The organism is Rhizobium sp. FG96 (assembly GCF_057808655.1).
In genome coordinates, this window is the sequence record NZ_JBMDIL010000005.1 from 414,337 (window position 1) to 426,910 (window position 12,574).

General features: G+C 57.1%; 13 protein-coding genes and 2 pseudogenes. 8 read left to right on the forward strand and 7 right to left on the reverse strand.

The features are described from left to right. Positions 1–189 precede the first annotated feature (189 nt). Both ACODR6_RS12915 and ACODR6_RS12920 read left to right on the forward strand, forming a co-directional pair. Positions 190–441, forward strand: a complete 252-nt coding sequence (locus ACODR6_RS12915) for an AbrB/MazE/SpoVT family DNA-binding domain-containing protein (protein ID WP_130279492.1) — start codon at positions 190–192, stop codon at positions 439–441. Continuing rightward, positions 438–836, forward strand: a complete 399-nt coding sequence (locus ACODR6_RS12920; protein WP_148194846.1) for a type II toxin-antitoxin system VapC family toxin — start codon at positions 438–440, stop codon at positions 834–836. Before ACODR6_RS12915 ends, ACODR6_RS12920 begins: the two co-directional genes overlap by 4 nt. Before the next feature lie 459 nt (positions 837–1,295). Here the strand turns inward: ACODR6_RS12920 and ACODR6_RS12925 are convergent, their stop codons facing one another. Further along, positions 1,296–2,840, reverse strand: a complete 1,545-nt coding sequence (locus tag ACODR6_RS12925; RefSeq protein WP_203431553.1) for a Fic family protein — start codon at positions 2,838–2,840, stop codon at positions 1,296–1,298. Positions 2,841–3,774: 934 nt separating this feature from the next. Here ACODR6_RS12925 and ACODR6_RS12930 point away from each other — a divergent pair. Continuing rightward, entirely contained in the window at positions 3,775–3,960 is a 186-nt protein-coding gene (locus ACODR6_RS12930; protein ID WP_130279496.1) for an ATP-binding protein, read from the forward strand. A 66-nt stretch (positions 3,961–4,026) separates the two neighbouring features. On the opposite strand, the pseudogene ACODR6_RS12935 reads toward ACODR6_RS12930, so the two are convergent. Further along, positions 4,027–4,373 (reverse strand): annotated as a pseudogene (locus ACODR6_RS12935) (GFA family protein). Positions 4,374–4,554: 181 nt separating this feature from the next. Here ACODR6_RS12935 and ACODR6_RS12940 point away from each other — a divergent pair. The 4 genes from ACODR6_RS12940 (at position 4,555) to ACODR6_RS12955 (ending at position 6,384) form a co-directional block, all read left to right on the forward strand. After that, entirely contained in the window at positions 4,555–4,677 is a 123-nt protein-coding gene (locus tag ACODR6_RS12940; protein WP_281438232.1) for a hypothetical protein, read from the forward strand. A gap of 60 nt (positions 4,678–4,737) precedes the next feature. Then, entirely contained in the window at positions 4,738–5,187 is a 450-nt protein-coding gene (locus ACODR6_RS12945) for a hypothetical protein (RefSeq protein ID WP_246777741.1), read from the forward strand. Positions 5,188–5,205: 18 nt separating this feature from the next. After that, the gene (locus ACODR6_RS12950) at positions 5,206–5,700 is read left to right on the forward strand and encodes a GNAT family N-acetyltransferase (protein ID WP_203431554.1); all 495 of its coding nucleotides are present in this window, start codon (positions 5,206–5,208) and stop codon (positions 5,698–5,700) included. Positions 5,701–5,937: 237 nt separating this feature from the next. Then, positions 5,938–6,384: a hypothetical protein gene (locus tag ACODR6_RS12955; protein ID WP_246777742.1), complete on the forward strand. Its 447-nt coding sequence runs from the start codon at positions 5,938–5,940 to the stop codon at positions 6,382–6,384. Positions 6,385–6,504: 120 nt separating this feature from the next. On the opposite strand, the gene ACODR6_RS12960 is transcribed toward ACODR6_RS12955, so the two are convergent. Further along, positions 6,505–7,026: a GNAT family N-acetyltransferase gene (locus ACODR6_RS12960; protein ID WP_203431555.1), complete on the reverse strand. Its 522-nt coding sequence runs from the start codon at positions 7,024–7,026 to the stop codon at positions 6,505–6,507. A 450-nt stretch (positions 7,027–7,476) separates the two neighbouring features. On the opposite strand from ACODR6_RS12960, the gene ACODR6_RS12965 reads away from it, so the two are divergent. Continuing rightward, positions 7,477–8,343, forward strand: coding sequence for a transglutaminase-like domain-containing protein (locus ACODR6_RS12965; protein WP_148194842.1), 867 nt, complete (start codon positions 7,477–7,479; stop codon positions 8,341–8,343). Between the two features lie 1,158 nt (positions 8,344–9,501). Here the strand turns inward: ACODR6_RS12965 and ACODR6_RS12970 are convergent. The 4 genes and pseudogenes from ACODR6_RS12970 to ACODR6_RS12985 all read right to left on the reverse strand — a co-directional run bounded on the left by ACODR6_RS12970 (position 9,502) and on the right by ACODR6_RS12985 (position 12,437). After that, positions 9,502–10,317, reverse strand: coding sequence for a nucleotidyl transferase AbiEii/AbiGii toxin family protein (locus ACODR6_RS12970; protein ID WP_112712689.1), 816 nt, complete (start codon positions 10,315–10,317; stop codon positions 9,502–9,504). After that, positions 10,317–10,658: a hypothetical protein gene (locus ACODR6_RS12975; RefSeq protein ID WP_025555477.1), complete on the reverse strand. Its 342-nt coding sequence runs from the start codon at positions 10,656–10,658 to the stop codon at positions 10,317–10,319. Before ACODR6_RS12975 ends, ACODR6_RS12970 begins: the two co-directional genes overlap by 1 nt. Positions 10,659–11,075: 417 nt before the next feature. Continuing rightward, positions 11,076–11,231 (reverse strand): annotated as a pseudogene (locus ACODR6_RS12980) (helix-turn-helix domain-containing protein); the annotation flags it as partial. Positions 11,232–11,426: 195 nt separating this feature from the next. Beyond that, positions 11,427–12,437 (reverse strand): IS30 family transposase, encoded by a 1,011-nt coding sequence (locus ACODR6_RS12985; RefSeq protein WP_148194840.1) that lies wholly within the window; start codon positions 12,435–12,437, stop codon positions 11,427–11,429. Between the last annotated feature and the right edge of the window lie 137 nt (positions 12,438–12,574).

Below are 12,574 nucleotides of genomic sequence, written 5' to 3' on the forward strand. Positions count from 1 at the left end.
TTTTACTCCGCCTGCGGCTGGACTATTCCGCAGCTACCGTGGCCGACTTTTCCACCGCCATCTCATAAGCTCACGGCAGTGCATATATCCGAGCTGCTGTGAACGTGCAGATCGACGCATTCCTTCATACTCAGCTTGAAGTAAGTGAATTTTCCATTACATTGAGTGCGTGTGATGAGGAGCTATTCGATGTCTTCGATTGCGTTATCAATGAAAGGGCAGGTCACTCTCAAGCGAGACTTGCTGACCCATCTTGGCGTCAAACCGGGAGAACGTGTTGAGTTTGACAAACTTCCGGGTGGCGAGCTTCGCGTGAGGGCGGCCCGCGCGAGTGGGAAAATCGGAAACTTCATCGGCAGACACGCCGGTAAGTCCGAACGGGTTCTCTCCATCGACGAAATGAACGAGATCGGCGCTGCGGGCTGGAACGGCGAACCGTGAAAGTCATTGCAGACACTAACGTTCTGGCTCGGGCGGTCTTGCAGGATGACCCGCAACAGGGGCAAGCGGCCGCGGCTCTGCTTGAACGCGCTTCGCTCATCGCAATCTCGTTGCCAACCTTATGCGAATTCGTGTGGGTGCTCCGGCGCGGCGCCAATCTCTCAAAAGAAGATGTGGCACTGTCCATCCGCGACCTGCTGGATGCCGGAAACGTTTCGATGAACCGACCTGCAGTAGAAGCCGGACTGGCGGTGCTCGAAGCTGGTGGCGACTTCGCAGACGGCGTCATCGCACATGATGGAGCATGGTTGGGAGGAGAGACCTTTGTATCGTTCGACCGGAAGGCGGTTGAACTCGTCAGCCTGTTGGGCCAGCCGGCTACGCTGCTCACGTAGTCTAATGCTGCATGATTATTGAAAAAATTCAGGCGACTGCAAAGCTGCGCACGATAGCGGCGGAGTAGTCGTTAACGCCACGTCAAAACTCCAACCGAAGAAGAGAAGTCAGCCTGAATGCGAGGCGTTTGGTCCTCTCGCTTTCTGTGGGGCACCTACGCTCAGTCGCCGCGCTTAACGAAGCCGGAGTCACGCTTGATGTCACTATCTATGTGAACATGTATCGAGAACGCAGATCTGCGGCAGCGTGCTCTCGCAAAGATGTCGAACCCGTTTCAAAGAACTAAGCATGCTGTCGATGATGGCGGGGATGCAAGCTCGAGCGACGATGCTACCGCTAGCGCAAAGAGCGATGGCAATACCGAATCTGATGGCGATAGTGTGCGAAAATCTGCGCATCGATGGAAAGAGCCCAGATCGCTTGATTGGGTCGCCAGCTGGCTCCATGCATTTGAGCCATCATGGGGCAGGTTGATCGAATGAGCCGGCGTAAAGCGCCTCGATCTGCTCGACCTCCGTATCGTTGAGTGCAGCGAATTCCTTTGTGCGGGCCCTCTGCGACAAGCGACCCCCATTCTGGTCAAGAAATTTGTGCAGCAACTCGGCTTGGGCCATAGGCATGTCGACGACCTGCTGAACACCGGCCGCGAAAAGATCAAAGGCTTGGAGGAAACGGACCTCCTGGGGCAAATCATGTTCCACGGTCTGTTCTACGCAGCCGTAAAGGAAGGCGGCATGCTCTGTCGCGTCGAAATACCGGTAGAACGAAGCGGTGTCGTTCAGCACTTCAACGTTGCCAGCAGCAGTGGGTCGCCATTCGATGAAAGGCAACAAAGGCGCAGACCGGGATTCCAGCACAGCCCTATACTGGTCTATGTTTCGCAGGATTGCCGCGCTGACGGGAAACACGAAACCAGGCGGGCTATAGGATGCTGTCGCGAGAGCATGATGAATCAGCCAGCGATGAAGGCGGCCGTTCCCATCGACATACGGGTGGATGTAGACGAAGCCAAACGCCAGGCAAGCTGCAGCCACGACCGGATCCATCGCTCCTCGTGCCGCGCGATCGGAATATGCGATGAGACCGCCGATCAAGCTTTCGAGGTCCTGATGTCTGGCGCTGATATGATCGGGAATGGGCATGATAGTGTCACGGTCATGAACCCCGACGAAACCGCCCTCATCTCGGAGCCCGAGACGCACGAAACGAGCATCGCCGATGACGATCCGCTGAAGACGATCGAGCTCCTCGACACTGAGCGCTCTCACGCCCGCCTGCGAAATGGCCTGCCCCCAACGCGCCGCTCTTTGCCCTGACGGCCTCTCACCTTCAATAGCAAACGAAGACTTTGAATCGTTGAGCAGGATGAATGCTGCGGCACGCGCTATCAGATCGGGACGGATCCGGCCCATTGCTTCGCGCGCCCGCGCGCCAAGTGCTTTCTGCGAGAACGCGGCAAGAGTCTCTGTCTTTCGAACGAGCGGACAGAAATCTGGAGTACCGGGAAGGTTGTTCAAGACCTTGTGCCGAGGCGAGGGATCGCCCTCCGCGAGACCATACTGCTGATCCGCGTTGAGAACTGGGACCATTCGCACTTTGCCGGGATCTGGAATATCGAGCTGGTTGCCCGTCAGCCATTCGTACAGAAACCAGATCCGTCGTGCAAAGGCGCCGGTTGGCGTCATCCGGATAATCGCCTCGATTGCATCAGGGTGGACTGCTCGAAAAAGTGCGGCCAGTACCTGAAGGTCTGTTCCTTCATATTTGAAGGCAAAGACAAGATGAGAGACGAGGGTCGGCTCCGGACGATGGCGAGGCGTGAGCATGAGCCACGCGGCGGTCGATCCGGGGTGATGCCGCTCCGCGATCGCGGCCATCCGCGACGGCGGGGGTACGACTAGGTTAAATGCCGCTATTATCGCAGCATATCCTGCTGGCACGCCTCGCTCTGGCAAGGTTCTTCCGTGAAAGTCAATCACGCCCTGCGCAGGCCATTCACCCATAGGTCGTCTCGTGAAATTGGATCACCGGATAAAAGCCCCGTTGCGAGAAACCTTCACCGTCAGCGAAACCTTATCACCATTCGCCAAATTCGTGAAATACATTCACGTAGGGATTCGATCATTGATGATATCAGCCTTTCAGTGCGTTCGATCCACGGTTGACCCAAAACACATTTCGCAAGTGCGCCCCTGCCTTAGAGGCCTGACACGCCGGCAACCCCGATCGGTGTCGTCGCATGCGGGCCGCGATCATCTATCGACCCGGTCTAAGGCAACCTCCACGGCGCATATCGCAGATCCCAAGTCCTGCGCTTACCACGAGAACTCTCTTTCTAAAGCCGGTGATCACGATAGCAAAAACATCAGGTATCTGCAGAAGGCAGCTCAAAGGTTAGACGGAAGACTGATCCTTCCTTTGGCATCGCAAAACCCAATGACGGCTTCACGACCGTACCGAGAACCATGCCGATCGCCAAGCAGGCGATCGATGCTCAAACGAAGGGTAGGCCGGCAGGGCGTACGCTTTTCGGTCTTTGGGCTCGGGCACCGGATTCTCCGTCGTTGACAGCAACATCCCTCTGCTTGTTGCCGTCAGCGCAGCGCGCGCTGGAACCAACGATGACGTCCTTAACGTAAAATTCGACGCCACCGGCTTAACGAGCGCGGATTGGTTCAGCCAATCGACATTGGACCCGGTACCGCTGCCTGCTGCCGATATCGTGATCCCGCCGGCGCTGTTGGTAATCGTGATGCCCGGCCCGGCGTGCAACTGTCCAGCCGACGGTGGGTTTCCCGTTGAGCCGATCAGCAGCTGACCGCTCGCCAGTGGGCGGCATTGCCGAACGCCCCGCCGCCGGCATTAAGCTGGATGCCGTAGGGCGGACCGGCGGGCGACGCATCGTCAAGGCAAGTCGCCAGGGCATCGAAGTTGCCCATGACTTTCGACGCGTCAGCCAGAGTGGAAGCTGGCACGGCCTCCCGCTGCGGGCAGGGGCTGGGTCTCGGACCCTACATCGCGCTGGAAATTGCGAAGGCTCACGGCGGCACGATCGACGTTTTTTCGGATGAAACTGGAACCTGCTTTACCTTCAAGATGCCGACCGGGCGTTCGAAACTCTAACGTTCAAATCCTCCATGTCATGTCTGGAGGAAGTGTTTGCCGGTGCGCGATGAACGACCGTCCCGTTCAATCTTGATCGAACTGCTCAGCCCCGTCGATAGGGGCGAGCCAGTCTTCACGGCGCTTCACCCAGAGTTCGTATGCCGGCCTTAGCGGAGTCGGCGCCTCAGACAAATTCCGAGCTTGATCTCGGCCTCCTGCTCATCGGCCGAGAACAGCCGCGATCCACACTTCGGGCAGAAAGATCGTCCGCGAAACTCGCGGGTCTTACCTTTCGTCTCAAACTCGCTTTGTAGACTACGCGAGGCACGATTATTTCGAAATGTACCGCTCACGTAGCAAATCCCACTCCTGGGGCGCCGGGCTGCCGAGACAATCACCGGCCCTACGGTAGGTGGTTGAACCGCGTCCATGCGCTTGCCTCCACCTCTTTAAATCGAACCTAAATCGAAGCCGTCGATCCGGGCGTGAGAACTACGACCGGGGTCTGTTCGTCTCCCCAAGGTCGCTACTGCTGGTAAATGAACGCCCACAAGAATGCCGGTGGGAACCCGAAAGCCCTGCGGTGTTTCCTTTGTGAAGCGGAGTAATGTGATGAAGATCGTGCTAGTCGTCACCTCGATCGTTGTACTCATGATTGCCGTAGTTGCTGCGAACGTGCTGCCGTCCCGTCACGAGGCTTCCTATCCGAAATCTTACGACATCACCCGGAAATAGGTGGTCGGTTCCACCTCCGCGGTGGTGGAACCCGCTTAACGCCAGCACAAGGACACTCGTATGTTTCAGGCCGCCTCGAACCTCAAGACGCTGCGCGACGCTCTCTCCAGCCACATGGAGCTGTCGGATTACTTTCTGGGAATGCACGCATTCTTCGATGGGGAGGTCATCTTCGCTAGGGACGTTGTACAGGTCAACACAGATTTTCCTCCGTTCCCGGTGGACTTCGACAATGTATGGAAATGGTTTCGGGACCAGATCAAGGGGCCGCCGATACAGGAGACCTTAGCCTACGAAACGACTTTCGGCGTGGATGACGAGGCAGATCCCGTCATGGAGAGACTTATCGAGATTACCGAAGGCTCGGCGAACACGATCTGGCTGATCGATCTTGCGAACCAGGATGGACAGGGAGACGGACGCCGCTTCGTCATCGTCACCTCACCAGACAAAAGGCAGGCGGGAAAATTCCTTGAAGAATTCCATGGCTATGACTCGAACTCGCTTTAAATGGGTGATGGGCGCGACATGACTTCAAGCCAAATCGGTGTAATTGTTAGACCTGCGACCAAGGCCGATGCCGACACTCTGGGCGCTTACGGCGCGCAGCTCGTTGCGCTCCACCACGACTGGGATCCCTCGCGCTTCATATCGGCGGGCGAGAAGACGCCTGCAATGTACGCCGACTACCTCAAGAGGCAGATAGACCGGCAGGGCGTGCTCGTACTGGTCGCGGAGGCCGCGGGACAGATCGTCGGCTACGTGTTCGCTGGACTGGAGGGGCCGGACTACATGGCGCTCCGGGGGGCGGCAGGCGTGATCCATGATATCTTCGTGGAACATGCCAGTCGAAGACGCGGCGCGGGGCGAGCGCTCCTGCTCGCCGCAGTCGAGGAACTGCGGCGCCTCGGAGCAGGGCAGGTCATACTCTCGACAGCCTTCCGAAATGTCGCCGGACAGGCGCTTTTCGATGCGGCGGGCTTCAGGCCGACCATGATCGAGATGACGCTCTCCTCGAAATGACGAGGTCAGCGCTGTCCGTTCCGACGGTGCGCTCGTGCGCCAATATAGCTGTCGCCGCCTGCGGTTTTCACTAGGTTTAAAACACGGACCATGTAGGCGCTCTGGTCCCGCTCCGCGAATTCGACACCGGCCTCGTCATCAAGGAACCGTGAGAAGACGGATTCTTCGGTTAAGAGCGCCCCGATGAGCGGAACCGATAGACGCCCAGTAAGGTTTTCCTGATCAAGGAGAACGGCCATGACCGATGAGAAGAAGATCGTCGAGGTGAAGGTGGTGACAGGCACTGGCGAAGAAGTACCGATCGGGCTGATGAACGTCCGACAGGCGATGAAGCTTCCAGAGGAACTCGATGTGACGGTCTCACACCCGGAGAATGAGGCAGTGTCGACCGGAGCTGCCAACGAGAAAGCCGGACTGGAATCCAGCCCGCGTTCAGGGGCCGCATCCGATTTCCCGGCGCCGTCGACCGAAGTTGAGGCCGAGCGCTTCAAGGAAGCAAGGAAGGCGGTCCGCCTGGCATTGGACGATCTCGTGGCTTCTGCCAACCGGGCGGGTTGGAAGACGGACGAGATCGTTGTCGCGATCATGGAAGCTGGCCAGGCGATCAAGGATTCCTGCCAGGTCGAGTTCGATCCGGCAGACGATCCCGCTGTCTCGGACACGGTGCGGCCGGGAAAAGCCTAGTCGAACGAATTCGAGACCGGCAGCCGCTGACCGCCGAAGAGCACTTTGTAGCGGTTGGACCTGGGCCGCTTGGGCCCAATCGGACAATTCCTGGGGCGCGACCTTACTTCGTTCGCCCAATTACTGGTTCAGTTCTAAGACGTAGCCCTCAAGGAAGATGACTGGACGCAAGTCTATGTCGCCACGCTGGTCACGCACAAAGCCGTGCCGCTGGTAAAGACGGCTGAGTCCGGCGGCGCCACGCCTGATGTGGAGACATATAGCCGGGGCGTCAGCGGCAACTGCCCGCCGACGAACTTCGTCAAGAAACGCCGCTGACAGACCCTGGCCAATGAACCTTTGATGGATTGCAAGATATCTGAGGTCGACGGCGTCGCGCCGCCATGCTTCGTTGCCGTCCGCGCCCGGCGGGTACAGAGTTACGGTCCCCACAATCATTTTGTCAATCAACCCGACCAGAACGGTTGCTACTGATCGCTTGGCCTGCTGGTTTCGCAGATCTCGCCGACGATCTTCGGTCGTCACGACGTCGGGCATAAGGCGGGAATTCTGGTAGTCGAATAACCGGACGAGAAGTTCTCCGACGATGTGGTCGTCAGCTTCCGAGCTCTCTCGGAAAATGATACCGTTGCGATCAGGCATGATGCCCTCCTCAGACGTCCGAGGTCAGGCCGGACGAATGCCTTCGGCCCAGGACATGCCGAACCAGTCTGCGAAATCCGGTGCCTCACGCCAGGCTAACAGGCATCGAGTCCGCGGCAAAGCCCGGTCGGAACGATGTCATCGACCGCTTCTTCGCCGATGCTCGCGATGTTGCGAACTACATCCTCAAAGTCGGGATCGCCCGAACCATATGCTGTACGATGAATTCGTGCATGCGCTGAAATGGCGCGACAAGGGTGCCAGAAATATAGCAGATGTCGATGCAGACGCCGCCCGTTCAGCTACCTTCCGAGATTGTGCTGAGGATGACCGCTCTCCCAGTATCACAGGCCCGCAGAGCGGCGAGGCGAAGGAACAACTTCAGCCATTTCTGAGTTACCGGTTGTAGCCTTTCAAGCTGTACCAACACCTCTTATCGATCGGATCCCTATGACCGTACGCTATACGCTTGGCTGCGACCTTTCCTATGAGGTGAAGTCGCCAACGGTCTTCATCTTTAACTTGGAAGTCGCCAGGCTCGTGCGCCACCACGATCTGGTGGAACGCCTGGTGATCACCCCCGATCATGAGCGGCGGATTCACGTCGTTCCGGACATCCGCAATCGATATTTCAGTATCGAGGCGCAGCCTGGCCCGCTCAACGTACGGTATAAAGCCGACATCTCGCTGGACGTCTTTCGTGCGGACCCGAACACCATAGACGAAGTGCCATTGAATGCTATCCCGCTCGATATCATGCCTTTCCTGTTGCCCTCACGCTTCGTCCCTTCCGATAGGCTTGCGGCATTCGCCCAAAGGGAGTTTGGCGAACAGCCCATGGGGCATCGGCGGGTGACCGCGATATGCAACTGGATCTACGACAATATCGACTATCAGCGCGGCGCCTCGAACGAACAGACGACCGCGACGGAGAGTCTCATCAAGCGGGCCGGTGTCTGTCGCGACTTCTCTCATATCGGCACTGCATTCTGCCGCGCGCTCAACATCCCCGCGCGGTATGTATCCTGCTACGCCTACGGACTCGAGCCACGGGACTTCCATGCCGTCTTCGAGGCTTACCTTGGCGGCCGGTGGTGGCTTTTCGACGCTACTCGGCAGGCAAATCTCGATGGTCTTGTTCGTATCGGCGTCGGCCGAGACGCGGCCGAGATCGCGTTCGCGTCTCCGTTCGGTGAGATGGAGGCGGGACCAGTCGTGATCACTATCGAGCATGCGGACGGCACGCCCGAACTTCCGGGACGGACGACGGACGCTATTTCGACCGAAGAGCCCGCGCCGAACGCAGGAGCGAATTGACGCATCACAAGGTTGGCGATCTTGTCAAACCCTCTCCTAACACGGTGCTCTCAACAATTAAGGCCACGATGAAAACGACTGTCCTTCCTTCAGATCGCTTACGCCTCCTCCTCGCTCATAAAAACACCAAGATGGCCGCATCGGCACACGCGTACGTTCGTGGCAGCACAAAGCGCTTCTATGAATGGATTCACCGTGCCGATCGCGTCGAGCTTACGGAACTTGGCAGGAGCAGAGACGCCTCGTTCGAAGCACCATCGTGGCTCTGGAACGCGTCAGTTCCGCTTTTCTAGGCTTCGCAATGTCGTGGATCAATAAGCGGAAGGTGCGCGGTTGGAACAGACGGTAGTTCCCAGGGTTAGGTCCGGACACTTAATCGGAAGCTATGAACGGATTCCAAGATGACCGAACAAAAATCTCCGGCGACAGACGACAGCAGGACCGCGGACGGTGCAGACGTGCGACGCGCCAAGCTCGCCGACGAGGCCGCTACCGGCCTGCGTAAAGCGATGGGGTCAACAAGCGACCCTCAGGAAAGATCTAGTGAAGCCAGGCTGAAGAGGACTGTCGCCGCTGACGCGATTGGGACGCCTGCGGGAGGCACTGTGGAGGATGGGGAGGGCGCATCTGTCGCCGATATTCCAGAGTAAAGACGGCGGGACACACTTGGCGTGAAAATCGCCCACCCTTCGAAAAAGACGGCAATTAAAGAATACATCTTTGCTGGCCGGGCCGCATAGCATCGGGACATGGCGAAATCTCCAAAGTGAAACCCTTGAAATCATTGGCATGTCGCACTTGGAAATAGAATGTACCAACGTCCATCCGATGTTAAAGCTGAATAGGGCTGCGACGCTGTCGGCCAGTTAGAAACGCGACACTGGCACCGATGATCAGCCCCCGATCCGACCGGCTGGGCCGGGTTGAAAGGGCGGAGCGGGGGCGGGTGAAAGAACACCTCTTCGGCTTTAGCTTTCTCAATAGCAATTGTTCAGTCGCCGGCTGATACTCGCTTTTATCTGAATTGAGCGGGTAGGGATCAAAGCTGCACGATGCTTCCGGAAATCAAACTGCAGGGTGACGTCAATGTCGCCGCGCTGTCACCACTCGTTCGCGGCATGCTTCTGAGGAGAACACCCTGCCCACTCGTGCGCTAGGTTAGGCTAGATCCCCCCAGCGACTGCCCGCTTCAGGCAAATCTGGTATCACTTCAGGCTCGGAAGTCGCTTTTCGATACCCGACCCCAGGGGCGCTAAGGTCATAGACCTCCAACGGAACGCCGGAAATGTCTATGGCCAAAATCCCTACGAGTTCTGGGGGCGCATTGCGCAGGTAGTTCTCTGCGTGATCAAGAGCAATAATAAGCTCGTCGCGGATCATTGCGGCAGTCCAATCAGAAGGTAGGCCGCGAACCGTCGTGTAGTCCTCATTCGTGACGGACAACGCTTTACGACGAATCTCATCAACGATACGCAGTGGCGAGAAGTAGGGAGGCTTACCTGCTGCGGCCATAATTACTGGCCCCAACGGGCACATGTGGTTTTCGATCATCAGCAGATCGACATAGTCCCGAGCCTTCGTCCGCGTAGACGCGGCAATCACCTTGTTCACTGCAAGATCGGACGGGTGTAGGCGCGATCCCCACTCATCATCCCTGACCAGTGGGAAGAAGCGTGTCCGGGTCTCGCTCATCCATTGAACAAGGGTGCGTTCTCCGTCGCGAATTACACTTGCCTCAACGCAACCGTAAACGTTGACTTCAATCGATACTTTGAAACCGTCAGCCTCTAATTTCGCGATATCAGTATCCGCCGAGACACCAATTTCCTCGTCGGTATCATGAAAGATGTCAATGTCATCGGACATCCGTGGCCAATCCATGTTCAAAACCAAGCCGCCAGCAACGTAACTGGTGTCAGACCTGTTTCCGGCGATGGAGGCCATGATTTCTTTCTGGATCAGCGTTAGTGCCATCAGCGCCCGTCTCCTAGCTGAACGACCATTCTTCGTCCCATCGCATAAGCCCTCGCATCGCCGCGCTCCATAAGGGCATTGGCGACAACTCGCACCTTCTGCGGTAAATCATTCAGCTTTTCGATGTCGATGTTATCGAAAACTCTTAGCCCGTACCTCTCGGTCGCAATCCTGATAAATTCCGCAAGACGACTCTTTTCATCCCGATGCGCAGAGCGCAATTCAGCCGCTGCACTCACGATCTCATCTCTACGTGCTTTGGGAACGAGAACCTCCACCCTCACGAGATCAGACGCTCCTCCAGTCTCCCGGTACTTCTTGATGCGTTCTTTTGCAGACATGGTTACAACTCCTATATGCGGACAATATAGGCGTATCCCGGATACTCATCAAGTATCTATGTTTGTGGTGAAAAGCGCAAATTATCAGTCCGAGTTCACCAACCTGAATCTATCACAACAAAACCCATCGACTCCTAGGTGCCGCGCCGGCATGGTCTGTGACGTTCTGAATCATACGAATACACGCTGATCCGAGAGTCTACCGCCACAGAGACAGGTGGCAGTTGCTGCCTAATTCTGTGATAATCCATGTCGTAGAAATTCCCTTTCAATTTGTTGACGGTGTTGCTGCGAATCGCATTGGCCAATAGCTTCGCCATGTCCAACTGCCCTTGGAATCGGCTTGCTTGGCAGACGATAACGGTTCGTGGGATAGCAATAGCCTAGGGCCGCCAAGCAGAGGTATAGCCATATTTCGACCATACCGGCCGGACCATCCCGGTAATAGGCCTGCAGCAGCCGATTGACCTGGCTTCGACTGAGGTCGAGCCGTTCGGCAGCCTGGACGACGCTCAGGCGTTCGTCACGGATCTTCTGGATAAGTTCAAGGCGATGCAACTCTTTCTGCGACATAGTGATCAAACAGGACGTGACGACTCCGACCGCTCATGGTCTCGACCAGGCTGAGGATCGTCATCCTTTCTCCCAACGTTGGCTTTGACCAGCGCGTCGAGAGGCGAGACTGTCGCATCTCTAACTGGCCCAACTGTCGCATTACTAAATAGCCCTGTGAATTCATGCTGAGCTGCGACTTGCGGGCGGTTCAAGTTATCCGGCGTGCCTGATCTGCGCGAGCAGTTTTTTACGGAAGACCTCGGCTGGCGTTTGAAAGCCAAGGCACTTTCGCGGCGTGCTGTTGAGCCGATTGCAGATGTCGATCAGATCTGCGTCGGTTACCGACAAGGGATCGACCTCTCTCGAAAGCCATTTCCGTACTCGGCCGTTGGTGTTTTCGACGGTTCCTTTTTGCCATGGCGATTGCGGGTCGCAGAACCAGGTCTGGGTGCCGATGCTCGCTTGGAGGTAAGGCCAGTCGGTAAACTCCGTGCCACGGTTAAAGGTGATGGAACGACGGGCGAGGTGGGGCAGGGCCTGCAGCGCCTGCACAAGGCCGTTCATGACCGGTCGAGACTGCCGATCATTGTTGCGCAGAAAGATCGCAAAGCGGCTGACCCGTTCAACGAGTGACGTTACGTTGGCCTTTCCAAACTTCTTTCGGAACTGAATGAGATCGCATTCCCAATGCCCAAACTGCTTGCGATCGGCCACGACATTCGGGCGGCGTAGGATGTTGAGTTCCGGACTAAACCGTTGGCCATGCTTGCGTCTTGCATGCCGCGGTCGCCGCCGAGCCCGATGCTCCGGCAGGTGTCGCCACAGCTTGATCGCTTGGCCATCAGACGAGTATGCGAACTTGTAGATCGTTTCGTGGCTGACCGAGATCGGATGCCGCTCCAGGCGCATCCGGCCGGCAATCTGTTGCGGCGACCAGCCGTGCATGATCCTGTCAATGACGGACTGCCGGACATGCGAGAAGCGTACCAGCTTCCGCAGTTTTGCACGCCGTTCGCAAGCCATGTCATGCGCCGTCACACAGTAGTAGCCGTTGAGATCCGGTACGACCTTGTCGACGAACATGTTGCGCTTGATCTCCCGAAAGATTGTCGAACGATGTCGGCCAAGCTTCTCAGCTATAATCCCAATGCCAAGCCCAGCCATCCGCCAGCGGGCGATCTTGCGTCGTTCATCCAAGTCGAGATGGGAGTAGATACGGTTCATTGCATATTCCTTGCGAGTGACAACCCATTGGCATCATTCGCAAGTCGCACTTCATCCTTGAACCCACCCCGCTACAAAGGATTGTGGCGGGAGAGTTGGAATGTCCGGCGGTTTGCAAGGTAGAAATGTCCGCGTGG

Bases quoted from the DNA above. Each gene is read 5' to 3' on its own strand.
- ACODR6_RS12915 (WP_130279492.1), top strand. From the start codon at position 190: ATGTCTTCGATTGCGTTATCAATGAAAGGGCAGGTCACTCTCAAGCGA.
- ACODR6_RS12925 (WP_203431553.1), bottom strand. From the start codon at position 2,840: ATGGGTGAATGGCCTGCGCAGGGCGTGATTGACTTTCACGGAAGAACC.
- ACODR6_RS12930 (WP_130279496.1), top strand. From the start codon at position 3,775: ATGACTTTCGACGCGTCAGCCAGAGTGGAAGCTGGCACGGCCTCCCGC.
- ACODR6_RS12940 (WP_281438232.1), top strand. From the start codon at position 4,555: ATGAAGATCGTGCTAGTCGTCACCTCGATCGTTGTACTCATGATTGCC.
- ACODR6_RS12945 (WP_246777741.1), top strand. From the start codon at position 4,738: ATGTTTCAGGCCGCCTCGAACCTCAAGACGCTGCGCGACGCTCTCTCC.
- ACODR6_RS12950 (WP_203431554.1), top strand. From the start codon at position 5,206: ATGACTTCAAGCCAAATCGGTGTAATTGTTAGACCTGCGACCAAGGCC.
- ACODR6_RS12955 (WP_246777742.1), top strand. From the start codon at position 5,938: ATGACCGATGAGAAGAAGATCGTCGAGGTGAAGGTGGTGACAGGCACT.
- ACODR6_RS12960 (WP_203431555.1), bottom strand. From the start codon at position 7,026: ATGCCTGATCGCAACGGTATCATTTTCCGAGAGAGCTCGGAAGCTGAC.
- ACODR6_RS12965 (WP_148194842.1), top strand. From the start codon at position 7,477: ATGACCGTACGCTATACGCTTGGCTGCGACCTTTCCTATGAGGTGAAG.
- ACODR6_RS12970 (WP_112712689.1), bottom strand. From the start codon at position 10,317: ATGGCACTAACGCTGATCCAGAAAGAAATCATGGCCTCCATCGCCGGA.
- ACODR6_RS12975 (WP_025555477.1), bottom strand. From the start codon at position 10,658: ATGTCTGCAAAAGAACGCATCAAGAAGTACCGGGAGACTGGAGGAGCG.
- ACODR6_RS12985 (WP_148194840.1), bottom strand. From the start codon at position 12,437: ATGAACCGTATCTACTCCCATCTCGACTTGGATGAACGACGCAAGATC.